Source organism: Litorilituus sediminis (genome assembly GCF_004295665.1).
Lineage (GTDB): Bacteria > Pseudomonadota > Gammaproteobacteria > Enterobacterales > Alteromonadaceae > Colwellia > Colwellia sediminis.
Genome location: NZ_CP034759.1, coordinates 2,801,921 through 2,826,852, shown reverse-complemented (window position 1 = coordinate 2,826,852; position 24,932 = coordinate 2,801,921). Strand labels below are relative to the sequence as shown.

20 protein-coding genes are annotated in these 24,932 nt (G+C 40.2%); 12 read left to right on the top strand and 8 right to left on the bottom strand.

Annotation, left to right across the window (positions count from 1 at the left end; genetic code table 11):
- Positions 1-29 precede the first annotated feature (29 nt).
- Positions 30-422, top strand: coding sequence for a hypothetical protein (locus EMK97_RS12545; protein WP_130602682.1), 393 nt, complete (start codon positions 30-32; stop codon positions 420-422).
- 93 nt (positions 423-515) lie between these two features.
- The gene (locus EMK97_RS12540; protein WP_130602680.1) at positions 516-2,501 is read left to right on the top strand and encodes a TonB-dependent receptor plug domain-containing protein; all 1,986 of its coding nucleotides are present in this window, start codon (positions 516-518) and stop codon (positions 2,499-2,501) included.
- A gap of 72 nt (positions 2,502-2,573) precedes the next feature.
- Here the strand turns inward: EMK97_RS12540 and EMK97_RS12535 are convergent, their stop codons facing one another.
- On the bottom strand, positions 2,574-4,760 hold the full coding sequence (locus tag EMK97_RS12535) for a winged helix-turn-helix domain-containing protein (RefSeq protein WP_130602678.1): 2,187 nt from the start codon (positions 4,758-4,760) through the stop codon (positions 2,574-2,576).
- A gap of 239 nt (positions 4,761-4,999) precedes the next feature.
- Here EMK97_RS12535 and EMK97_RS19220 point away from each other — a divergent pair, with 239 nt between their 5' ends.
- The 4 genes from EMK97_RS19220 (at position 5,000) to EMK97_RS12520 (ending at position 7,706) form a co-directional block, all read left to right on the top strand.
- On the top strand, positions 5,000-5,467 hold the full coding sequence (locus EMK97_RS19220) for a hypothetical protein (RefSeq protein WP_246028782.1): 468 nt from the start codon (positions 5,000-5,002) through the stop codon (positions 5,465-5,467).
- 130 nt (positions 5,468-5,597) lie between these two features.
- The gene (locus EMK97_RS19215) at positions 5,598-5,888 is read left to right on the top strand and encodes a hypothetical protein (RefSeq protein ID WP_246028781.1); all 291 of its coding nucleotides are present in this window, start codon (positions 5,598-5,600) and stop codon (positions 5,886-5,888) included.
- A 3-nt stretch (positions 5,889-5,891) separates the two neighbouring features.
- On the top strand, positions 5,892-6,794 hold the full coding sequence (locus EMK97_RS12525) for a TolB family protein (RefSeq protein ID WP_130602676.1): 903 nt from the start codon (positions 5,892-5,894) through the stop codon (positions 6,792-6,794).
- A 3-nt stretch (positions 6,795-6,797) separates the two neighbouring features.
- Positions 6,798-7,706, top strand: a complete 909-nt coding sequence (locus EMK97_RS12520) for a PD40 domain-containing protein (protein ID WP_130602674.1) — start codon at positions 6,798-6,800, stop codon at positions 7,704-7,706.
- Between the two features lie 227 nt (positions 7,707-7,933).
- Here EMK97_RS12520 and EMK97_RS12515 read toward each other — a convergent pair whose 3' ends face one another.
- From EMK97_RS12515 to EMK97_RS12500, 4 genes are all read right to left on the bottom strand, one after another.
- Positions 7,934-9,166, bottom strand: coding sequence for a Fic family protein (locus EMK97_RS12515; protein WP_246028780.1), 1,233 nt, complete (start codon positions 9,164-9,166; stop codon positions 7,934-7,936).
- Positions 9,167-9,437: 271 nt separating this feature from the next.
- On the bottom strand, positions 9,438-12,596 hold the full coding sequence (locus EMK97_RS12510) for an efflux RND transporter permease subunit (RefSeq protein WP_130602672.1): 3,159 nt from the start codon (positions 12,594-12,596) through the stop codon (positions 9,438-9,440).
- 11 nt (positions 12,597-12,607) lie between these two features.
- Positions 12,608-13,828 carry an efflux RND transporter periplasmic adaptor subunit gene (locus EMK97_RS12505; protein ID WP_130602670.1) on the bottom strand — a complete coding sequence of 407 codons (1,221 nt, stop codon included), beginning with the start codon at positions 13,826-13,828 and terminating at the stop codon, positions 12,608-12,610.
- Positions 13,829-13,893: 65 nt separating this feature from the next.
- Positions 13,894-14,235, bottom strand: coding sequence for a hypothetical protein (locus tag EMK97_RS12500; RefSeq protein WP_130602668.1), 342 nt, complete (start codon positions 14,233-14,235; stop codon positions 13,894-13,896).
- A 238-nt stretch (positions 14,236-14,473) separates the two neighbouring features.
- On the opposite strand from EMK97_RS12500, the gene EMK97_RS12495 reads away from it, so the two are divergent.
- From EMK97_RS12495 to EMK97_RS12475, 6 genes are all read left to right on the top strand, one after another.
- Complete coding sequence (locus tag EMK97_RS12495; protein WP_130602666.1) at positions 14,474-15,457, top strand: ankyrin repeat domain-containing protein; 984 nt, start codon at positions 14,474-14,476, stop codon at positions 15,455-15,457.
- Positions 15,458-15,792: 335 nt separating this feature from the next.
- Positions 15,793-16,518, top strand: coding sequence for an NYN domain-containing protein (locus tag EMK97_RS12490; RefSeq protein WP_130602664.1), 726 nt, complete (start codon positions 15,793-15,795; stop codon positions 16,516-16,518).
- On the top strand, positions 16,518-16,688 hold the full coding sequence (locus tag EMK97_RS19055; RefSeq protein ID WP_170176758.1) for a hypothetical protein: 171 nt from the start codon (positions 16,518-16,520) through the stop codon (positions 16,686-16,688). Before EMK97_RS12490 ends, EMK97_RS19055 begins: the two co-directional genes overlap by 1 nt.
- A 522-nt stretch (positions 16,689-17,210) precedes the next feature.
- Complete coding sequence (locus tag EMK97_RS12485) at positions 17,211-19,346, top strand: TonB-dependent receptor (protein ID WP_130602662.1); 2,136 nt, start codon at positions 17,211-17,213, stop codon at positions 19,344-19,346.
- A gap of 85 nt (positions 19,347-19,431) precedes the next feature.
- Complete coding sequence (locus tag EMK97_RS12480; RefSeq protein ID WP_130602660.1) at positions 19,432-20,529, top strand: PepSY-associated TM helix domain-containing protein; 1,098 nt, start codon at positions 19,432-19,434, stop codon at positions 20,527-20,529.
- Positions 20,530-20,634: 105 nt separating this feature from the next.
- Positions 20,635-21,543 (top strand): cation transporter, encoded by a 909-nt coding sequence (locus EMK97_RS12475; RefSeq protein ID WP_130602658.1) that lies wholly within the window; start codon positions 20,635-20,637, stop codon positions 21,541-21,543.
- A gap of 84 nt (positions 21,544-21,627) precedes the next feature.
- On the opposite strand, the gene EMK97_RS12470 is transcribed toward EMK97_RS12475, so the two are convergent.
- The 3 genes from EMK97_RS12470 to yihA all read right to left on the bottom strand — a co-directional run bounded on the left by EMK97_RS12470 (position 21,628) and on the right by yihA (position 24,689).
- A complete protein-coding gene (locus EMK97_RS12470) occupies positions 21,628-22,905 on the bottom strand; it encodes a serine hydrolase domain-containing protein (protein ID WP_130602656.1) in 1,278 nt (425 codons plus the stop codon).
- An 80-nt stretch (positions 22,906-22,985) separates the two neighbouring features.
- Entirely contained in the window at positions 22,986-24,029 is a 1,044-nt protein-coding gene (locus EMK97_RS12465) for a helix-turn-helix domain-containing protein (protein WP_246028944.1), read from the bottom strand.
- An 18-nt stretch (positions 24,030-24,047) separates the two neighbouring features.
- Positions 24,048-24,689, bottom strand: a complete 642-nt coding sequence (gene yihA / locus EMK97_RS12460) for a ribosome biogenesis GTP-binding protein YihA/YsxC (RefSeq protein ID WP_130602652.1) — start codon at positions 24,687-24,689, stop codon at positions 24,048-24,050.
- Positions 24,690-24,932 lie beyond the last annotated feature (243 nt).

Below are 24,932 nucleotides of genomic sequence, written 5' to 3'. Positions count from 1 at the left end.
ATAGCGGCGTATTCCCTTTAGAGACCATTATGTTTAAAGCGCTTACCAATATTCTCGTTATTATCACTATGCTCGCAGCGTTTTTTGCTCAAGCATGGGCGAGTAGTAGTGCTTTACCTTGTCAGTCTTTATTAACTGAGCAGCCGTTTAGTCTGATCAGTGAGATACCTTCTGCAAGTATCGATACGCTAGCTGCGCAAAACACCTTATCAGCTGAAAGCGAAGATGATTGCTGTGATATTGACTGCTGCACACTCGATTGTTTATGTCTTGCCAATGGCTGTATTTCTTTTGCTTATTTAAGTAATACCATTGGCGGCGCTGCGGTAATGGCTTGGCAAGAAAACTCCTATCTGCAAGATGTTGAGCAAGCTAAATTCATTGTCAGCTCCTTATTTCGCCCTCCCATTGTTAACTCATAAAAGCTAAGTGCGCCCAAAAGCGCACAATGATCCCATTAACAAAAACTCAGTACTAAGGTGCTGTACTTTTCTCAAACATTTTTGAGGTTAACAATGCGTAAACACGCGATAAATTCTGCGTTAGCAATTTTGCTAATGCCAGCACTTGCACAGGCAAGTGAAAATGACCATGATCACCATGACGAGCACGGTCATCAAGACAAAGAAAACATTGAAAAGATTCAAGTGAGAGCTTCTCGTTTAGGGCGAATTGTCACTGAATCAGCGACACGCACCGAAATCATTAACGGCGAAGAAATCCAAGAAAAAGCCTTAATGCGACCGGGTAATATTTCCATGCTGGTTGCAGAAACAGGCGGCGTGCGCGTACAAAACACATCACCAGCGTTAGGTAACGCTAATATTCGCTTACAAGGTTTATATGGTCGTTACACCCAGCTTCTCAGTGACGGCTTGCCTTTATATGGCGGTCAAACTGCATCTATTGGTTTATTGCAAATTCCACCAACTGATTTGGCTAATGTTGAAATTATTAAAGGCTCGGCATCATCACTTTATGGTGGCTCAGCGCTAGGCGGGGTTATCAATCTAATTTCTCGGACACCCTCAGATGAATATGAAGGCGAAGTGTTAGTCAACGCAACGTCAAAAAATGGTCAAGATGTTACTTCATACTTTGCTGCGCCAGTAGCTGACTCATTAAGTGCCTCAATCACTGCTGGGCTACATCATCAAGAACAGCAAGATTTGGATGACGATGGTTGGCTTGATATGGCAGGTTATGAGCGTGCCAGTGTACGTCCACGTTTTTATTGGCAAGGCGATAGTGGTGCTAACCTTTATATGACCTTAGGTGTGATGACAGAGCAGCGAGAAAGTGGCACTTTAGCTGATGCTACTTTACCTGATGGTAGCCAATACCCGCTTAATCAGGAAACATTGCGCACCGATGTCGGCTTTATTTATGATCAGCCACTAGGCGAAGAAATGAATATCAATATTCGCGGCTCGGCCATGAATCAAGATCACCAGCATGTCTATGGCGCAATACTTGAAGATGATAACCACGAAAGCTACCTGATTGAGTCAAGCCTATCTGGTTATACTGATGACATTGCTTGGCTGGTAGGGGCAGCATTTCAAAAAGATCAATATACTTCAGATAGTTACGCCGAGTTTAATTACCATTACCAAGTGCCCGGCTTATTTACTCAAGTTGACTATGACGCCAGTGAGCAAGTGTCTATGTCGTTTAGTGCTCGCTCCGACTGGCACAGTGAATATGGCACACAAGTAAGCCCTAGAATTTCATTACTCTACAGCCCAGAAAACTGGATTATTCGAGGCGCATACGGTCAAGGCTATTTTGCGCCAACCCCTTTTATTGAGGATTTAGATGAAACAGGCCTATCGCGACTGGCACCATTAGAAGATCTGAAAGAGGAGCAAGCATCAACCGCTTCACTAGATATCAGTTATATTCAAGGTAGTGTTGAAACCAGCATGACCTTATTTGCCTCAGATATAGATAATGTTACTGAGCTAGAAGAGATTAACCCTTTGGATAACTCAACAGATAAACAAGTGCGCATCGTCAATGCCAGTGGCATGAGTGAAATTCGCGGCGCTGAATTATTAATGCGTTATCGCTGGCACGATATTAAATTTACCGGCAGTTACCTTTATACCGATGCCACTAAGGAAAGTGATAATGGCTTAAATCGTGTACCCATTGCGCTAACACCTGAGCATTCAGCAGGTCTTGTTGTGATGTGGGAAGAGCACGGCAGTCACTTATTAGGCTTTGAAGCTTATTATACTGGTACACAACGTCTTGAAGATAATCCGTATCGAGATAAAAGTAAGGCCTATTGGCATTTAGGCTTATTGGGGCAGATAACCTTTGGCCGAATCAGTTACTTCTTAAATGCTGAAAACTTACTTAATGTCAGACAAACCAAAGAAGAGTCTTTGCTTTTACCTGAGCAAGCAGCAAGTGGTCGCTGGACAACCGATATCTGGTCAAGAAACGATGGTTTTACCGTCAATGCCGGTATCCGCGTGCAGTTTGGTGATTAACTCGATGAGCGCTTAATAATATCAAAATCACTTTATCAATTAGGTTGTAGCTATGGCTGCAACCTAACTCAATTAATCCGATAAAATAAGCTCTGCCACTTCTTTTTTGGCAGTAACGCGAACATTGAGCAGCAGCTGTTGTTGATTAACATCGCTAATAGAATCAATTTTTTCCGGCAGCGTCGCTAAGCTAGTCAATGTGTCTTGGTTTAAATCATACGACCATAATTGCCGTTCATCGTTTATGCCATAAATAACATTATCTTTAATAATAAAGCCACGGTCGCTGCCTTGGTTAATTAATGGCTCAATCAATTGTGCTTCAATTGCGCCAGGCTGCCAAAACCTATCCATTTGATCGGTATATATTAATCGGCCATCAGCAGTTTTAGCCGCTCGCTTTACTTGCTTATCGGTAAGCAGCTTATAGTCAAGGCTATTCAAATTAACTTCCGCTAAGGTTAATACGCCATTAATTCGCGCCTGAACTAATGCGGTATTTTCATCACTTTGCCATTGAAATAGCTCAATAATTTGATGCGCAAACGGAAAAACCTTAGTGCTGCCATCTAAGTTTACTTGCACAAGCACATTAATTGCATTGACCAATATACTCTGACCATCAGCAGCCCAGTCTAAGCCACGAATATAAGTGTCCATGGGCAAGTTAGTCAGCTGCCTTAAATTTTCACCCTCAGCTAGCCAAATTTGATCTTCTCCTGAGCGATCAGATCTAAACGCGATAAGTTCACCGTTAGGTTGAAATCTTGCTTGTTCTTCAGCCAAAGTTGAACGTGCTTTTATTTGATAGCCTGATTCAGTAACCACTATTGGCTGTGCTGATTTCGCCAGCTTTGCTATTGGCAAGACCGCAATATCACTATCCCAACGCCCTTTGATAACTAGCATGCGCTTACCATCTGGATGAAAAGTTGGCGAGCCCATTGGCTCATCTAACGGCAAATGAATTTTATTGACCTTACCATCAAAAGACAGGGTAAATAATTGTCTACCTGTACTAAACACCAGCAAATTACTTAGCGGTGTAAAGTTAGGAAAAAGCAGTCTACCTCGAGCTATTTCATCAGGATATTCAATTAGTTCACTAGAAAGCAGCTGACCTTCTGGGGTTAGCTTTTCAATATAATTTAAACCATCAGCATGAATACTAGTTAAAGCAATCAGGTTATCTTGAACAGAATAGTCATAATCAATAAAGTTACCGTCTGTGCGCGCATAAATAACATGACTTTGATTATCTGCGATTGAGTAATTAACCAGTTGCCAGCGATTCGCCGCTTGTTGCATCACAAGAATATTATTATTGTTTAACCAAGTGGGTCGCTTAATTCTTGAATTTTTACATGCCATCAAAGACTGTGGTGCTTGTGGCGATTTTAACGCTGCTTCAAAATCTAAAGTCATCAGGTTATAGCAAGTCTTTTGCTCAATAGGTTTAATACAGCTTTCTGATTCAATGAATGTCAGCTTTTTGCCATCTGGAGAAAAGCTATGGCGACCATAAACGCCCATTTTCGGGGTCAGTTGCGTTTCTTTTTGAGTCTTAATATTTTTTGCCCAAATATTACTTTCAATACAGAGTTTTTCTGAATAGCGCGAAAAGACAATATATTCACCATCAGGCGAGTAAATAGCAGCAAATTCTTTATTATCCGTAGCGGTAAGGGCGCGAATTTGTTCAACGGGTAAACTAAATTTCGGTGTTGAAGGCGCATAATTCACGGCCATAATAGCGAGAATTATGATAAGGCCAACAAGGCTAAATAAGGTGGGCTTTGATAGCCAAAACTTATGACTAGTTTTTCCATCAACAGCAGGAGTATTGTCGCTATTTTCGCTGTTAGTTTCATCTATATGGGCTATTTGCTCAGCTGCTTGTTGATGACTTTCAGTCTCTTCTGCTGCGACAACTTCACGCTTATTTTGCCAGAGGACATCGCACTCTAGGCTATAACCTTGCTTGGCATGGGTCTGAATATAAACCTGCCCTTTGCCATCATCACCGAGCGCCTTTCTTAATTGGGCAACACTACGTTGCAAAGTATTAGGCGAAACAACGGTATCAGGCCAAACCTTGTCGAGCAATTCATCGTAGCTAACCACACGGCCTTGATTTTCTGCCAAATAAGTCAGTACCGCCAAAGCTTTTGGCGCCAATGTTTGCGATTGCTGATTTTGGCTAATTTGATTTCGGGATAAATCAATAAAAAAACCACCAATCCAATATTGCTCTGACATAAAACCTCTGTATTGCCTAATAAATACTGCTAAAAAGCAGGCTAAATAACCTGAAAAACCTTAGCACAAGCTGCTGACGCAGCCAAAGTTAACTTTGTAACAAGCTGATAATGTTAGGCTTTTAAATCACCAGCTAGAATTCAGCTAAAAGTCAGCATAACGTCAAGCTTTTTACTTTCTATTGATTAAAGTGAGCCTAAAAACAAGGCTAATTGAAGAATAACCCAATAGGAATAAAGATGAAATCAGCTATCGCCGTAATAACGCTACTGCTTACTATAACAAGTCACAGTTATGCTAAAGAAACGCTACCAATACTAACAGGCCCTTATGTTGGTCAAACGCCGCCGGGTTTAACACCTAAAGTATTCGCTCCTCGAGATCGCACCCCAGAGCAGCGCGATCATAGCGGCTTTTTTTCACCCGATATGACGGAGTTTTACTTTACCCGCAGAAATAACACCGATGGTAAATGGACACTTATCAGCTATAAGCTTGAAAACGGAGCATGGCAAGAGTCTGTTGTTGGCGCAAGAGTAGGACGACCAATTTTATCTCCTGATGGCAAAATCATGCATTTAGGCAAACACTATATGCAGCGCACCGCTACTGGCTGGTCAGAAATTAAAAGCCTAGCCGCGCCTTATGATGCTATTCGCATTATGCGTTTAATGTCATCTATCTGCTCACGGCACATACTACTTTGATGAGGCAAGTCAATCTGGCCCTATTAGTTATGCGCGCATAGTCAATGGCAAACGTGAACAACCTAAAGCGGTTGAAATTGACTTTGGCGAATGGAACGCACACCCCTTTATCGCACCTGATGAGTCATATTTGATTTGGGATGAGCAAGACGATAAAGGCTATGGCCGTGCTGATTTATTTATCTCATTTCGTCAAGATGATGGCTCTTGGGGTGCAGCTATTAACTTAGGTAATGAAATAAACACCGAAGCATCAGAAAACGGCGCAATAGTAACACCTGATGGTAAATACCTTTTCTTTAATCGATACGTTAACGATCAAAATGCGGGTATGCACTGGGTAGACGCTCAGATAATCGAAAACTTGAGAGTTAAATCGCAAAGCAAACATAACAAGACGCTAGCCTCACATAGGGAGTAACTCATGAAAAAAACTATCACTGCAAAACTAGTAATCACGTTAACACTATTATTTACTGGCAATAGTTATGCTCATGCTGGCTTCCCTGTTGTCAAAGGTTCTTATTTTGGTCAAAAAACACCAGGTAAAGTAGCTGAGCCTTTCGCGCCTGGCATTATTTCTCAGGCACGCTGGGATGGTGAAGGCGTGTTTGCTCCCGGTATGAAAGAGTTTTACTTCACCAGAATGGATGATAACTACAAACGCCGAACAGTTATCGGCTTTAAACAAGAAAATAACATTTGGACTAAATTTGTCGAATTTCCACGTATTGGCGAAATTGGCTTCTCCAGTGATGGCACTCGAATGTTTATGGCAGAAGGCTATAGAGACAGAACGGCATCTGGTTGGTCAGAGCGTAAAAGCCTTGGCAGCATGTTTGCTCGTAAAGACTGGGGCATTATGCGCCTATCAACGTCTGCTCAAGGTACTTATGTGTTTGATGATTATAAAAGTAATGATGTCATCCGCATATCAAGACTTAACAATGGTAAACGCCACGCACCAGAGCTGATGGATGAAGTAGTTAATACCGGTAAATGGACGGCACACCCTTTTATTGCCCCTGATGAAAGCTATCTTATTTGGGATAGCGAACGACCAGGCGGTTATGGCGATACAGATCTCTACATTCGATTTAAAGGTGATGATGGCTCATGGGGCCAGGCTATTAACATGGGTAAAGCGGTTAATACTAATAAAGCAGATTATTTCGCCAGCGTAACGCCTGATGGTAAATACATACTGTTTAACAGAGAAATTGATGATAAGGGTAATACCGATATTTATTGGGTGGATGCTAGCATTATTGCAACTCTTAAGGCTAAATCTAAAGCTCAACCTACACTTGCTGCTCATAAGGAATAAGCAATGAAAAAAGCGCTATTTTCCTCAATGACCTTCGCTTTATCACTTTTAATTAGCGGCAATAGTTATGCTCAGCAAGCATTTCCTCTATTGAAGGGTCCTTATCTTGGCCAAAAGCCACCTGGTTTAACTCCAGAAATATTTGCCCCAGGCCTTATTTCAATTGCAGGTAGATCAGAATACGGTATGTCGTTTTCTCCTAACTTAGAGGAAATGTATTTTACTACTCAAACAAAATACGGCGTACCAGCCCATATTTACTTTTCAAAAGTTAAAGATAACCAATGGACAGCATTTGAAAAAGTGAATTTTACCCAAGGTGAAAAAGCTGGAGAAATGGAGCCCAATGTCAGTGATGACGGCAATCGCATATACTTTACCGCTTATAATGCTGACTTTACCGACACTAAAATTTGGTATGTGAATCGTCAGGGGGATGGTTGGAGTAAAGCAATAAAGCTTGCTTCACCAGTGAATGATGATGAAGTGATGACCTCTACACTGTCAAAAAATGGTGATCTTTTTTATACCAATTTATCCAAAGGCTTCAGTACTTACTACTCTTTAAGAATTAATGGTAAATATTCTAAAGTTAATAAAGCCGATATTAACTTTGGCGCTCACGCTTTTATCTCACCCTCGCAAGATTATTTAATCGTAGATGCGAAAAATAGAGAAGATGAAACCAGAAAAGATGCCGATTTATACATTTACTTTAAACAGAAAGACGGCACTTGGTCTGAGCCGAAAAACCTTGGTATGGAAGTTAACTCAAGCTTTGATGAAACCTTTGCTACAGTAACACCCGATGGTAAATATCTGTTTTTTAGCCGACGTACTGAAGATGGCGAGATATTAGATCTGTATTGGGTAAGTACAGAAGTGATAGAGAGGTTAAGAGCGAAAGTGTAGTGCCTAGGTTAATGACCTTGTAGCATGGCTTGAAGTAACTTGGCTTCAAGCCATGTAGCCTGTTAAAGCGATGTCACCCCCTGCATCAGGAGCCAATAGATAATAGTGTGCTCAGATATCGGTAACTTAGCACTATATTTATCCGTTTCGTCCTAAAAGCTTTTCTAACTTTTGCTCCGCTACTTTATCATCTAATGATAGCGCCTTATATTCATCAACAAGCTTTGTTAAGTCTGAATTTTTTCACCACGAAAATATTCAATATTTCGCTCTATTTTCTTCAAAATTTTGCTTAAGCTAACATCATCAAGCAATGGAGTATCTTCTTTGCCAATAAACAGGTTGTTATCTTGCGGGAAATTCACAAAGTAACGTAAACCACGCTTACCTTCACCTGACGGGTACAGCAAGCCATTACCAACTAATGATTTTAAATCCCTCGTTGCGGTTGCTGGTGGCGCACCAGTAATGGCTCGATATTTTTCATTAGTTAAACCATCACGCACAAAGCCATCAGCGCCTACAGTGAAGATTTTTTTCATCACCTTCTCTTGGCGTTGGTTGAGTTTGACCTCTCCATATTCAGCCCAAAACTTTGATTTTTGCAATACAAATTCAACGGACTCAAGCGATTTATCTTGCGAAGCTCTGACTAGCTCAACAAACCATGCTATCCACTCATTAATTTGTAAGCCAGCATTAGTATTTCTAAGCTGCTGATAATACTCGATTCGATTAGTATTAATCATGCTCGACATGCTAAAAAGCGGAGGTCTCGAAAAGTCTTGAAATAACGCATGCTCGGCTATGGCTCTACCAACACGGCCATTACCATCTTGAAACGGATGAATAGCAACAAACCATAAATGAGCAACTGCTGCTTTTATAGGGCCTGAACAATTGGTGCTGTTATACCACTGTATAAAAGCATCCATTTCATGTTCAACCTCAGTGCGATTATTACCTGGTGCTTTGTAGATGATTTCACTGTCGCCGTATATATCTTCTCTTATTACATCAATGGGCGAGTCTCGATAATCGCCTTTAGTAATGGGGTTTACATAATAATCTTCACTACCGTGTAATAGCAAGGTGTGCCAATGACAAAGTAAGGTTTTAGACATAACGCTTTTAATGCTCTTGCGCACATCAACAAGCATCGCCGCAATGCCTTTTTCTTTAGGGAAATAACCACCGCGCTCAGGCTCTTTTAAGCCTAGAAAACGAGCAACCGATGAGCGCACCTCTTCACGGTTAAGTTTTTCACCTTCAATGGCACTGGTGCTTAATGCTTCTTCCACCAGTAAGTGGACAAATGCATCGTTATGGTCATTTGACGGTATTTGCGATAATGCCCCTTCAATGCTGTAGGCTTTTTTCGAATATTCGCTGACACTTGCCTCAAAGCGTGTCACATCATATTCAAATTGAGGCCAATTTTTTTGTTGCCAATGATACATGTAATTTAAACTCCTGTTTGTTATAAATCATTATATAGCGAATTATGATTTAAAAATCCATCTTTTATGAATCATATGGAGAGTAATTTTGAGCAGGGTTGAATTATTATTAATTATTACTAACCTGCTTTTTGCGTCTCCATGGCTCAAGAGGTAGCGTAAAGTATCGCCATGGAATCAAAACAATATTAAATAAAATGCGGTTAATTCTCGTTGTTTGTTCTACCAATAGCCTCATTTAAAAGTAAAGTGAGGCTAAATGGACTTGATATTATTCTAACTCTTTTATTTTCTCTGTAGAAAAGAATTGATATAGGCTTGGCAGAACAAAAAGCGTTAACAAGGTTGCTGTAATTAGCCCGCCAACAATAACACTCGCCAGCGGCCTTTGAATTTCTGAACCAACGCCACTTGATAACAGCATAGGAATTAAACCCAGTGCGGAAGTAATAGCCGTCATAAGCACAGGGCGTAATCTAGAAGTAGCGCCATCAAATATAGCTTCTGTTGTTGCTAAGCCACCTTTGACACCTTGATTAATGCTTTCCACCATAACAACACCATTAAGTACCGCTACGCCAAACAAGGTAATAAAACCAACAGAGCTTGGCACGGAAAGATACTGACCAGAAAGGTATAGCGAAAATACCCCACCAATAACGGCTAATGGAACATTGAGTAAGATAAGCATAGCTTGCCCAACAGAGCCAAAGGCAAAATAAAGCAGTAATGCTATCAAGGCCAAGGATAAGGGCACGACCACAGCAAGACGCTGTTGTGCCCGTTGCTGACTTTCAAATTGACCACCAATTGCTACTGAATAGCCTGCTGGCAAGTTTACCTCAGCAGCTATCGCTGCCTGAATATCTGCAACCACACTTCCCATATCACGGCCTTGCACATTCGCTTGAATAACAACTCGACGCTGGACATCATCTCGTCTAACCTGTGGCGGGCCAGACTCAAAAGACACAGAGGCAAGATCACCAATTCGCAGCCAAGCTCCTGTAGGAGATTGCAGCCTGATATCAGCTATGGCTTCACGATTCGATCTAAATTCCTTCTCTAGGCGCACGTAAATATCATAACGTTCGTTACCATTGATAATTTGACCTGCTTCAACACCACCAATTCCGTCTTGAACCACGGCCATAACATCAGCAACCGATAAACCATATCGCGAAAGCTCAAGCCTATTTGGTGCAATAACCAGTTGAGCTTCACCAGCAATTTGTTCAAGGGCAACATCTTTAGCACCCTCAATTGATTTGATCACAGTTGCTATTTCTTGACCTTTATTTGCTAAAACCTGCAAATCAGAGCCAAATAATTTAATGGCAAGTTGTGCCTTAACACCTGACAACAACTCATCTACGCGAGTCGCAATAGGTTGTGAGAAATTAAGTAGCAGCCCTGGAAACTCAGCTAATGAGCGCGCCATTTTATTCTGTAGCTCATAGCGGTTAGATGCGCTCGTCCATTCTGAAATAGGCTTAAGACCAATATAAATTTCAATATTGTTCACAGGCTCAGGGTCACCACCAATCTCTGCTCGACCAATTCGACTCAAGGCGTACGTCACTTCAGGAAAAGCCATTAGCTTTTCTTCCAACACAGGCGCGACCGATAAAGCAGTGTCTAAGCTAGAGGAAGGCGCCAATGTAACCCTTAGATTAATCGTGCCCTCTTCTAACTCTGGCACAAACTCAGTACCAATTTGTGGAAAAACAACTGCTGCTGAAGCAACCAGTGTTAAAGAGACAAAAACAACCAAGTTAGTGTGTTTTAAAGTGATTTTTAATGACTTTCGATACAAAATATCGATAGGTTTTAACAGCAAACTTTCCCTTGCTTTTATCCCTTTGTTAAACATGAAAGTAGCAAGTGCAGGAACAATAAATAAAGCCACAACAATAGCTGACACCACAGCCAGCATAATGCTGATAGCCATTGGCTGAAATAATTTTGCTTCTACGCCCTCAAAACTGAACAAAGGCGTAAAAACCACCAGAATAATGGCAGCAGCAAAAAAGATCGGCCGAGCAACCTCTTTACCAGCGACTTTTAACTTTTGCCTTACTTCATTACTCGCGTTATTTCTCACTTCATCGCTATCGCTCTCTTGCTGTTTATTTAGGTGCTTAAACATGTTTTCCACCATAACAACAGAGCCATCGACTAACATGCCAATAGCCACAGCGATACCGCCAAGTGACATTAAGTTAGCTGATACGCCTAACCAAGCCATCACCATTAAGGCAATACCAATAGAAATTGGGATGGAAATAAGCACTAAAAATGTCGCGGTTAAATTCATTAAAAACAGCGCCAGTACTATGGCAATAAAGATAAAAGCTAAAGTCAGCGCTTCCACAACGGTTGCCACCGCTTTTTCAATTAAATCTGCTTGATCATAAAAAGGCTCAAATCTTACCCCGTCAGGTAATGCCTGATTGATAAGCTGAGTTCTGGCATTAATACCGTCTATCGTCGCTTTGGTATTCGAGCCCATGCGCTTTAATACAATGCCAGATACCACTTCACCTAAGTTTTCAACCGCGCCATTATCCGCCTTGCGTGTCATAGTAACGGCTCCTTGTCTGATCTCAGCACCAAGTTTTACGTTAGCAACATCAGACACGGTAACTACTACGCCATTAAGTGTTTTCACTGGCACTTGCTGGATATTGGCAATACCTTTGTCACCACTGGCAAACCAACCCGTTCCTCGAATAACTAGCTGCTCTTGGCCACGGTTCATATACCAGCCGCCAACGTTAGCATTGTTGCTTGCAAGCGCTGCGACAACATCTTCTTGAGTTAACTCATAAGACAATAGCTTGGAAGGGTCGACATTGACCTGATATTGACGAACATTACCACCAAATGACAATACGTCCGTGACACCGTCTACAGGCATGATGAGTAATTTAATAATCCAGTCGTTCAAACTTCTTAGCGCCATTGAGTCATACTTGCTTGTATCATCTGAAATCAGCAGATATTGAAATACTTGCCCTAAACCTGAAGTGTTAGGACCCATCTCAGGTGTGCCAACCCCAGCGGGTATAAGCTCTTTCGCCGCTTGTAAGCGTTCAAACACTAATTGCCTGGCAAAATATATATCGGTTCCCTCTTTAAATACGACGGTGACACCCGACAAACCCGTTTTTGATATAGAGCGCACTTGTTCTACATCTGGCAATGCGTACATCACAGCTTCAATAGGATAGGTTATCAGTTGCTCTACTTCTTCAGCAGCTAAACCTGGCGCCTCGGTATTAACGGCGACTTGAACATTAGTTACGTCTGGAAAAGCATCTAAATTCAACTTAGGTAGCGTTATAATGGCACTTGCTATCAAGGCTATTAGCGCTATTAATACCAGCAGCCTGTTGTGAATAGACCAATCAATCATTCGATTAAACATGGCTGGCCTCCTTAATGATTGTGCGGATCAAATCCGCCCTTAGCTATCTCAGAGGCGACAAAAAATGCACCACGGGTAACGACTTTCATACCAGATTCAACGCCGAATACTTGTCTATATTCGCTAAAGGCTTGGCCTGTTGTCACTTCAATCGCTTTGAATTTATTTGGCTGTTCTTCAATAAACACTGTCCAGTCGCCATCGCTACTCCTTATCAGTGCTTCTTCTGGTACAGCGATGACGTCACTGCTTGACTCGAACTGAAAATAGACCTTCACAAACATACCTGAATGAAGTTTATGTCCATTGTTAGTAACCGACAGCCTTACTGTTCTGGTTCGAGTAATGGGGTCAATTGTGTGAGCTTCTTGTATGACCTTGGCTTGGTATTTGACACCATTTAAATCAATTAGGGCAGGACTGCCAAAGACTAAATTTAATTCTTTATTTGCCGGAATACTGGCTTCTACCCAAAGATCGGTCTCATCAGCAAGCAGCATAATCGTTTCACCTGCCTCAATACGTTGCCCCTGCATAAAGTCATCTTGCAAAACAACACCTTCTCGCTCAGCAACAAGCGCGTATTGTCCAAAGGTAGAGCTATCTTGCTGGGATATCTTTTCAATCGCCTGTGTAGTTAAACCAAAAGCAACCAACTTACCATAGACACCTTTATAAATGTTTTCAGCTTCAACAAGCGTGCGTTCACTTATGTTATTACGACCTAGCTTGTTCGCTCGCTGCCAGTTAGATGATGCAATCAAAAAGTCAGCTTGTGTTTGCGCCATAGTTTCACTAAACAAGGTAACCAACTTTTGCCCAGTTTTTACATGTTCACCTAAGCTGGCATGGCGATTAATAACCACAGAGTCTGTACGGGGCGAAACAAGGTAACTCTTATAGCCATTGGCTTTAACTTCGCCTGGAGCATAAACCGTATTGATGTGTTTCTTTGCAAACACGGCATTAACTTTAATGCCTGCTAATTTAATTTTTTCCTGACTTAAAGAAACGCCTTGTTCATGCTCTTCTTGTGCTGCTGAACGTTTCTCAGGATTATTGCCTTTATCAGCATGATCATGGCCTACTGCTTTAATGGGCTTTGCAACGTCATGCAAATGTTCATCGTGGCTTGTGTTATGTTGGCTATCACTAGCCGATGTTGTGTTTATCGAAAACACAGCAAAAATAATCACTAAGGCTATGCCTGTGATTTGAAAAATATTATTCATATATGACTCTTAACTTTTATTAAACCAAATTGTATTAGCGTAAAAACGCACTGTATGGAGTAAAGTTAAGCGATAGGTGGCCTGTAAAGCCTGTTGGAAATACCAAGAGGCAACAAAGTCAATTTGTTGAAGTTATTTGAGTGATGTAAAGATAGGTTAGCTGCAAATGCTTTTACCAAAATCCAACTGCTATGATTGCCATTACAGTGACCACAATGGTGGCAGTCATCCATATCGTGTTCTTTATCATTTTCGAGTTGGGGAGCATGATCCCTCTGGTGATCATGAATGGTTTGCAGATGCTCAACGTCTAACTGATGAGTTTCCATGCTCGCAGATACGGCAATAAACGATTGTAAAATAATCGATATTATCAGCAGTATTTTTACAGCAAGGTTAGTATTCAAAGTGCTTTTCTCTTGGTTAGACGAATGTAAGATAACAAATTTGTCTGTACAAATCTAAGGGCAATTTGCAACATTAATGTTAATCAATTGAAATAATGCTTTATCTCAATGAGAAAGAAATTCGCTGTTTTTGGGATCGATTAGACGGGCAAACGTTTATTTACTGGGTAAATTGAAAGCTAAGCCAAAATGCAGTAATTTTACTTTAAGTATTTATGCTTATTGAATAAATGGAATTATGAAGAAATTACTATTACTTATTTTGATTGTCAGCTTTGGAGGTCAAGCCTTTGAAGTTGAAGACATCAAAATCAATGCTGCCAACTTGCCAATAGGTAAACACATCCGCTTTGAATGGCTAAGTATGCCTACGATGGTGTTAAAACCAAGCAAAGAGCAAATCAAATCAATACAGCGCAATACTAACAAGGTAACTGTAGAAAACCTTAAAAATTCATTCCGAAGCTTTGCAAAAACTAGCGGTAATCGAAAAGCGACGATCTTGTATCAACCTACCGTTACAGCACACAAGAATGACACATTAGTTCATTCATACCCCATTATTGTTTTGGTCGGCATCAACCCAATGCGAGGTTGTGCACTTAGTGCTGATTATGAAGGTAATGTTTTAATTGACCCCTGTAGCCAGACATTATTTTCACTAGATGGTAGACCTATTACGAATAACGGTGAGCTTGCATCTGTAATATTTATACCCGAATACTCAATTGAAGGGAACCAACTCACTATTAAGGCTCCAAAAGTTGATAATGTAATTGACTTCTCGCCTAATATTTTAGCTTCTGATTTACCCACTAAATCAAAGCTATTCGATGCAATTTCATGGGATAAATTAGACGTTGTTAAAACGCTAATTGAAAAAGATAAAAGCCTTCTTTCATCTACAACCTCAGTCGGTTGTAACTTGGTACACTTGGCCTCTTCTAAATCTAAAGAGCTGTTGTCATACCTAATAGATAAAGGCGTATCCACAACAAAAGTTTGTAATAATCGATATACGCCAATTATGCTTTCTATGATGGTAGGAAAGCATGAAAATGCCTCTTTCCTACTAAATCATGGAGCCAAGATTAACGCTTATTGCGAAAATGAACAGTGTGCAAAGTCATTACTAGACTACTTGGAGTATGAGCAGGGCTATTCGCCAGAATATTCAGCTGAATTGATAGAAAAAATTAATATTGGAAGGCTAACTCAATAACTTATCGGAGAGTGGCTTCCAATTACGCTTTGCTTTTATTTTTTCGAAATAATACTTACGAGCTAACTCTGAGTCACTATGTTTTTTCAGCAAATAAAGTAACTAATCTAATATCTTCTGGCATAACATCGTGTGCAGTCTTTTTAAAGCTGCAGGAAAGTTGCTGCGCTGAATTATCTTTCATGATGAGACACTTTTAAGTTTATACCATTAAGGCTAGTGAACTTATTTTAAACAACAAACATGATTCTATTGAGTATAAAAACATTGCTATTTCATGGAGGTATGAGATAAATGTAAAATTATGGTCGTTTGAGTTTAAAGGAAATTTCATAGTGAAAGATAAGGAAAAGATTGCATTATTTATTGATGCTGATAATGCACCTGCCGCCAAAATAGACATCATACTTTCTGAGCTTGCCCGATATGGTGTTGTTAATATTCGCAAAGCCTATGGAAACTGGAAAAGTCCATGTATTAAACCTTGGGAAGATGTTTTACACGAATATGCTATCCAGCCCATTCAACAATTTGATTTAACCAAAGGCAAAAATGCTACTGACATTGCGTTGGTTATTGATGTTATGGATACCCTATATACCAAAGATGTCGACACCATTTGTTTAGTTTCATCTGATTGTGACTTTACCCCCCTTGTTACACGAGCACTAGCCGATGGCAAGTTTGTCATTGGCTTTGGAGAACGAAAAGCGCCAGCAGCTTTCGTAAATAGCTGTTCAAAGTTTCTTTATCTTGACGATATTGAAGCAGAAGAAAAAACAATACAAAAACGTAAGCCAAGTATTAAAAGTGATACAAGGCTAATGAATATGCTTCGTCAAGCAATAGAAGCATCGGAAGAAGATGATGGATGGGCACAGTTAGGGCCTATTGGTAAGCATATTTCAAATCATGCATCTTTTGATCAACGAAATTACGGCTTTAAAAAGCTTAGTGATTTATTTGCCGCTATTGATTTATTTGAAATGAAGCAAACTCATGGCTCCGCAACATGGGTAAGAGATAAGAAAAAGGTAAAACAAAAGGAACTTAGTCAATAATGATATTTGGAATTGATGTAAAAGTTATTACGGCTTTAATAGCATTACTCGGGGTTCTGCTAGCTTCAGCTTTAAGTGCTGGGGCTTATTTCTATAAGGTAAAAGCAGAGGCAAAAAAAGTGCTAGAAAATCACTCTATTACTTATTCTAGATCAGATATTTTATTCTGACTTCATAGAAGATTTTAGTGAAACATTTATGTATGAGTTGGTTTATTACATTAATCGGATTCACAATTTAGAACTTTAAACTTTCTCGTCGCATGGCACATTTCTGATAATTTGTAACGCTCCACATATAACAACCCCATCACCAATTGATCCAGATCAACCAAAATAGAGTAAGTACTTTAAAAAGACTTTACAAAGCTAGAGTTGTTGCTCTACAATGATTTTGTTCTTAAGCGAACACTTATTGTAATAATTTTGAAAATTCTAGCTTCCCCATAGCTAACAGGCCGATATCCATCTAGTACATAGATAATGTTATCGGCTTTTTTATTGCCTTCATTTCTGGCTACTGATTGCTGACAGCAATAATTAGCAGTGCTAATTCTCAAACTATAAAAACTTTACATAACAAACAATTACTAAACTAATAATATTATATTACATGCTGTTGCAAACAGTAATAATTTGCATTAAGATCCGCATCGTTTTTTTAACTTACCTTTGATTATTAAGCGAACCACAATGAACAAGTCTAAATTAGCGCTGCTTATCCCGTTATTATTAACCTCGACCAGCTATGCACAAAGTTACTCGCAAACCGACGCCCCTGATGAAACCGATGTTGAACGCATAGTAGTGACGGGCAGTCGAATTGTAGAAAGTATTGATGAAGTACCGGCCACTATCACCATAATCACCCGTCAGCAAATTGAAGCTCAGTTAAAAGTGTCATCAGAGCTACAAACCATGCTAGCTACATTAGTTCCTGGTATGGCACCAAGCACAGGTACATCAAGTAACTCAAGCCAAACCTTACGTGGTCGCTCACCGCTAGTAATGATAGATGGCGTACCGCAATCAACACCGCTAAGAAATGGTGCCCTAGGCATTAGAACCATAGATGCCAATTCAATTGAACGTATTGAGGTCATCAAAGGTGCAACCTCAGTGTACGGTAATGGCGCAGCAGGCGGTATTATTAACTACATCACTAAAAGGCCAAATGGTGATAGCGCAATAACTGGCGAAGTAAGCCTATCAAGCCGTTTTAGTGCGGTAGAGTTTGAAGACAGTGCCGGACAACGAATTGAAGGCATGATGAATGGTCAAATTGATAACTTTAGCTATGTTGCCAGCGCTAGTTACGAAGAGTATGGCTTACAAAAAGATGCTGATGGTGATGTAATTGGCCTTAAATACGGGCTTTCTGATGCCGTTATGCAAAACTACTTTGCAAAATTGGGCTATCAATTTACCGACGATATTTCCATGCAGCTAGTATTCAACCATTATGAATCAGAGCAAGACAGTGACTTAATGGATGTTGTTGGTAGCGTCAATACTGGTGTAAAAACCTACGCCATTAGAGCGCCAGAAGGCACTGATGCTCCGGGCGAGCCTCAAGGGCCGAATAATCAGAATATTATGCTTAAATATACTGATGAAGAAATTTTTACCAACACGCAATTAGTGGTTGATGCCTATGCGCAAGAAATTGAAAATATTTTCTTTTTCTCTTATGTACTAGCCAACTTAGACGAAGGCTACACTGGCGGGCAATCATTAATTAAGTCAGATAAAAAAGGCTTACGTGCCACCTTAAATAGCCAAGTAGAGTGGGATAATCTCGAAGCTACTTTTATTTACGGTATTGATGCCTTAAACGATAAAACCTCACAACCGCTGGTTGATGGCCGCATGTGGGTGCCTGAAATGGATATGGAAAACCTTGCCGGCTTCTTACAAACTAAGTGGGTCTTTGAGGATGACTTTATTATTAAAGCCGGTGTGCGCCGTGAAAACATCGACTTAGTGGTCAATGACTACAGCACATTAAAACTGTGCAGAACACCAGATACCTGCTCTGTGCCTGTAGATGTGGTTGGTGATACCCTAGAATACAGTGCTACTACCTACAACTTTGGTATTCGTTACAATTGGCAAGCATACTTCCAGCCATTTGCTAATTACTCGCAAGGCTCAGATATTTCAGATATAGGTCGACTACTACGTACGGCAACAGTAAATGATATTGCTGATATTCACACCGAAGCGTCTATTATTGATAACTATGAAGTTGGTTTTACCTCTGTGTTAGATAAATTCCGTATGGAGTTCTCTGCTTATAGAAGCACATCAGAGCTAGGTACTACCAACAAATATGATCCAGCCACAGGTGTTTATATGCCTGTAAGAGCACCGCAAGAAATCTATGGTTATGAAGCGCTAGCACAATACACGTTTAGCAATGACCTTGATGTCACAGCAACTTATGCTTGGGTTGAAGGTAAAGACACAGCTAATGATGTTTACCTAGGTGCAAAGCAAATCAGCGCACCTAAAGGTACCATTAATGTCAATTGGTCACCCGTTGACGAAGCAAACTTAAGTTTAACTTACTTGTATGTTGGCGATCGTAAGCGTTTCGATAAAGTAGATGGTGAATACGTTGGTGATAAAGGACCGATTGATAGCTATCACGTTGTCAATGTTAGCGGTCATTACAACTTTGCACAAAACTGGGATGCTTTTATCGGGATTGAAAACTTGTTTAACCAAGATTACTACCCAGCAAAATCTCAAGCTTATACCTACTCTGGCTACAATGTGAAAGGTTTAGGTACTTCGGTAAATTTAGGTATTAAATACCTATTCTAATCAAGCTTAAACGCTTAACTCTTAAGGTATCTCATAGAATACGCTGTGGGATACCTGCTTTTTTACTAATCTATTGAGTATTACCTTGTTCAAGTTAGCTTTGCGCCGTATTCATTTGTTTCTTGCTCTTGTTGCAGGCTTTTTTCTGATTAGCTTAAGTATTTCTGGTGCATTACTTATTTATGCCAAAGATATCCAAGCACTAGTAAACCCACAGTATTGGCGAGTTGACCCTAGCTCGCAGCAACAGCCGCTGCCACTGAGCGCTTTGCTTAATCGTATTCAACAACAAAGCGATGAAAAAATACATTTAATCGAACGCAGTGAAAACCCTGATGAGGTATGGCAAGTCCGCTTGGTTAATAAAGCATACCTTAACCTCAACCCATACACAGGTGAAGTCCTACTCAAGCACAACTTTTACGATACCTTTTACGGCTTTGTTATGGCATGGCATCGCTGGCTAATATTTCGCGATGACCAAGGCAATCGCCCTATGCAATTATGGATGTCTATCGCCAGCTTATTGTTGATGATAGAGCTAGTCATTGGCATTATTCTCTGGCTTAAACCTAAGCATCGTCTCAAGCGTTTAAAAGTACGTTGGCAAGCAAAAAATAAAGTGCGCTTTCATCAGCTGCATTTATGTTTAGGTGCATTTTGCTGCATACCACTAGTGTTGATTGCCTTTTCGGGTATGGCCTTTTATTGGCAAGATGCCTGTAAAAGCATTATTGAAGCCGTAACCTTAGATACTATAGTTAAAAGACCCAAGCCGCCTGTTTTAGTAAAGCATGCATCGAGCGCTAATAATGCCATCACTATACCCGCTCAGCAGTTAGATAGAGCTTATCAACAAGCTTATGCCGCACTGGCATCGGGCCAAGTATATCGCATTTATATGCCGCAAAAAGACAATGAGCCCTTGGCACTAAGGATAAAAATGCCCGAAGAAACGCATGGCTACAGCTGGAGCTGGGCAGATCCTTATAGCGGAGAGCAATTAGCGCATTTTGATGCCTCACAATTATCTATTGCCAGCCAAGTATGGCACTTTAAATATAAGTTCCATATTGGTGACTTTATTGCCTGGCCGGTTAGCCTTCTCTGGCTGTTTTTCAGTTTATTGCCCTGCTTTTTTGTCGCATCGGGATTGTATTTATACTGGCAACGTAAAGTGTAAGCAGTTAAACAACATTTTTAGATAACAAATTTAATCAACTGACCACTTGCTCTAATCATTCGCTTTGCATAGCATGGCTACAAACGTCAGAAAAACCGATTCACTATGAAGCACAGCAATGTCGAACAAACCGCCCTTTGGTTTGCGGCCATTATCAACTTAGTTATGGCCTTCTGTGGCTGGCTAGCATTTTATTATTCTAATGCTCAAGCAATATTATTAGATGGCAATTATTCATTTATCGCCTTTATTGTCACCTTAATCGCGATACGTATTTCCGCAATAAAAGCAAAACGAACAAAAACCTTCCCGTATGGGCAATATGTTTACGAATCACTGTTCTCGCTTTCAAAAGGCATTATGATTATTGGCGTACTCTCAATGGCATTAACCAGCAATATCTCGAGAATATTTCACTACATAAATGGCGAACAATTATCGGCACTCAATACCGATATCATCTTAATATATGCGGTCGCTATGGTGGTGTTATGTGCTGGTTTAGGACTTTTTTGCCAATATCAGAACAAAAAAATAAACTACACTAGCTCAATATTACGTGCTGAATTTGCTGGCGCTAAAATTGATGGCGCCATGTCATTAGCACTTGGTCTCGCCCTGTACGCTATTAGTTTTGTTGCCATAGAGGGCTCTTTCGGCTTTTTACACTATATCGGAGATGCCATACTGGTTAGCATTCTGGTGTTACTGCTGAGCAAAGAGCCTTTTGTGCTGGTGCGAGATTCATTTGTTGAGCTGGCAGGGGGCACATTACAAAATCAGCAAGATAGAGAGCATATAGAGGCGGTACTCAATCAACACTTTAAGCAAGAGCAACTCATAAAAGATAGCTTTATTTCCAAAACGGGCAGTAGTTATTTGATCGCCGTCTATATCAGTGGCAAGACATTAGAAGCCATGGGGCAACAAAAGCTTAACGACATTCAAACACAAGTGAAAGCCGCACTTAATAAGCGCTACCCCAATACCATTTTGGAGATTATTTTAACCTAAATTAACCTAAACTCTAGTTAGCCTTATGCAATTTAGTTGCGTAAGGCTTAGCCCTAGTGCTTACTTAACCTAAGCTCGGCTTAATTATTCATTTTCAGTGAACGGCTTAGTTTTTTCACTAAGAAAAACTTCAGCTAATGGCATCGAAACCTTGGCAAAATCCCAGAAAACATCGGTATTGGCATTAATATTAACAGCAATCGCCATATGATATTTAGGTATCACCATCAACCAACTTTGTGCGCCACGTGACACTCCACCATGATTAGCAAAAGTTATTTCACCAATGTCATCACTTACCTTATAACTAATCACCCGCCAGCCGATTGAATAGCCATTAGGGGTTTGTTCACCATTTGGCAACACCTGTGGTGTCCAAAAGCTATCGCGTGTCGCTGATGAAATATAGCTCTCATCTAGCATGCCCATGCCTAATTTAACTAAATCGGCAGAGGTTGAAATAAAACCGCCACCAGCTAATCTATGGCTTAAATCCACATCACGCCAAGGTCTAACTTGGCTACTACGACCTTCATCATTCCAGTAAAAAGTCGCTAGTTGATCATTATCATCAACATGAAACTCTGCCTTAGTCGCTTGCATATTAAGCGGCGAAAACACCTGTTCTTGCATATAGGTTAAGAAGGACTTTTTCGCTGCATCTGACATGACAGCACTAAGTAATACTGTACCTAATGAAGAGTAACTAAATTGACTGCCGGGCTTGAACAGTAAATCGCTACCATCAAACACGCTAACGGCATCGGTAACGTTTTCATAACGCGTTGCTAATGAAATGGTTCGATAAAAACCTAAATAATCATTATTTTCAAAATAATGGGGTAATCCTGCGGTATGAGAAGCAAGCTGTCTTGGGGTAATGTCTCGCCACTGCTCATTCGGTAAAGCCACTAAGTAATTTGCGATGGTGTTATCTAAATCCAATTGACCAGCATCAACTAAGCGCGCTAAGCCAGTAGCGGTAATGGCTTTAGAGGTGCTACCTACACGAAACTGAGTGTTCGTTGTTACTGGCGTTTTCTTGTCGATATCTGCCCAACCAGCAGCACCAGCCCAAACAAGGTCGCCATCAACAGCAACAGCGGCACTAATACCCGGCGCATTTATGCCAGTTCTATGCTTATCGATTAACGCTAAGGCAATATTGCCAGCTTGTTTGTAGTTATCACTGGTTAAATGCTGAGTAACATGTGACTCTTGTGGCAAGTCGATAAACTGATAAAAAGGTAAAAATGCAGCTTTACCTTTATGCGCCATAGCTTGATAAACAGGCCAAGCAAAATAAACAACTAAGCTTAATATCACCGCTATACTAAGCACGATTTTTTTAGTTTTTGACATAGTTCTTTTTCCTAGAATGAAATTGCCTTGATACTAGGAAATACAAGCGATGAAAGCTTATCGATTATGAAAAAATCTGATCATTTTTGAAATTGATCGCGAAATTCTTTCGGTGATTTACCCGTTTGTGCTTTAAATGCGCGATTAAAAGTGGCAACAGAGCCATAACCCAATTCCAGAGCTATGGTTAATATAGGTTTTCGTAACAAGTTAGCATCTTGAAACTGTTCACAGGCAGCAGCGATACGATAACTATTCAAATAGGCAGAAAAGTTTCTAAAACCCATATGCTTATTTATCATTTCCCGCAACTGATGCTCTGGTGTATTTAGTTTCTGTGCCAAAGCTGAAATTGTTAGCTGGCTTTCAGAATAAAAGCCGCTCTGCATTAGCTGAGTTAATTGTTGGTGCAAACCTTGAAATACTACAGGTATTTCCTCTGTACCCTCATCACTGTTAGTAACCTTAGCAGGGACTTCTGTAAATTTATCTAAAAACAGCAGGATGATAAAAACAGAGGTGGAGATAAAAATCGCTAAGGCATTAATAAAAGTAAATATTGCCGAGCCGCGAATACTGGCATCAGCCAGCTCAAGTACCACCAATACCAATAGATACAAGCAGGTATAAATCACCATAATTTTTCTGGCATTTCTTCTGGCATCCACAAGGTCATCGGCATAATCTTTGATGGTTAAAACAATAAGATGAACTAATACCACAAACTCAAGTAGATGATTTATTTGATGAAACGCGCCTCGCCCCTGTAGATAGCCAAAAAAGTACAGATACCAAACCAAGGCTAACGCCAATAGTACTTGGCTAATTGCAGAGGAAAATTGTTTTGGTAAAGCGTCGTTAAATAGTAAATACGCCAAGCACCATAATAGATAGGGGCCTATTTCAACAAAAAATAAGAAAGCCCCGCGCAGCACGCCGTAATAGTCATCATCAATAGGCGCGGTTAATAATAAATAACTGGATAGGCATAAGCAGACTAAGGCGATTAAGTCAGACTTTAATGGCGGCGATTTAACAAGAAAATATAACGCCAGAACGACCAGCTGACCTAGGGTTACAAAGCGTAAGAATAGATCAACTAGTTCTAGCGTCGAGATATGCATCAATAAAAAACCTTAAGGCTATTGCTCCACTGCTTCAGCTGGCTCAAGTTCATCACCTTGAGCAAACCAATTACAAATCAGTGCTTCCGCTTGATCCGCCCCAGTGCGTTTTAATGAAGAGAAAGCTTGCACTTTAATATCAGCATTTAAAGGGGCTAATACTTTTTTCACCTTAAGCACCTCTGCACTACGCTTACCTTGAGATAATTTATCCGCTTTAGTCAGTAAGGCTAATACTGGTAAGTCGCTATCTGCCGCCCACTGAATCAAATCCATATCTAAATCTTTTAATGGGTGGCGAATATCCATTAACACTACTAAACCTTTTAAGCTTTCACGCTTTTGTAAGTATTCACCTAAGGCCTTTTGCCACTTCTTTTTCATTTCCAGTGGTACTTTAGCAAAACCATAACCAGGTAAATCAACCAAGCGTTTGTTTTCAGCTATTTCAAAAACATTAATCAGCTGAGTTCGTCCCGGGGTTTTACTGGTTCTTGCTAAGCTTTTTTGCTTAGTCAAAGTGTTTAATGCGCTTGATTTTCCTGCATTAGAGCGACCAGCAAATGCCACTTCAATGCCGCTATCAGCAGGTAATCGACGAATGTCTGGCGCACTAATGGTAAACTTAGCTTTTGATAACAGAATATTTGCAGAGGACAAGTGACTATCTCAATAAAAAAATAAAGCGCTATTATAACTTTTTTCTTATGGTTTTCTTATTTTTTCTTAAATCTTAAAAGAAATCTTATGAAATATGATGTTTTTCTGGGGATTTTTTCATTGGCACTATTACACAATGAGCAGATTAGTGTAAAATGCCGTCAGGTTTGAACTACTTTTTTATCATTTTTTAATTAGATAATAACTATACTTGTCCAAAAGCGTTATCTAATTAATGACAAG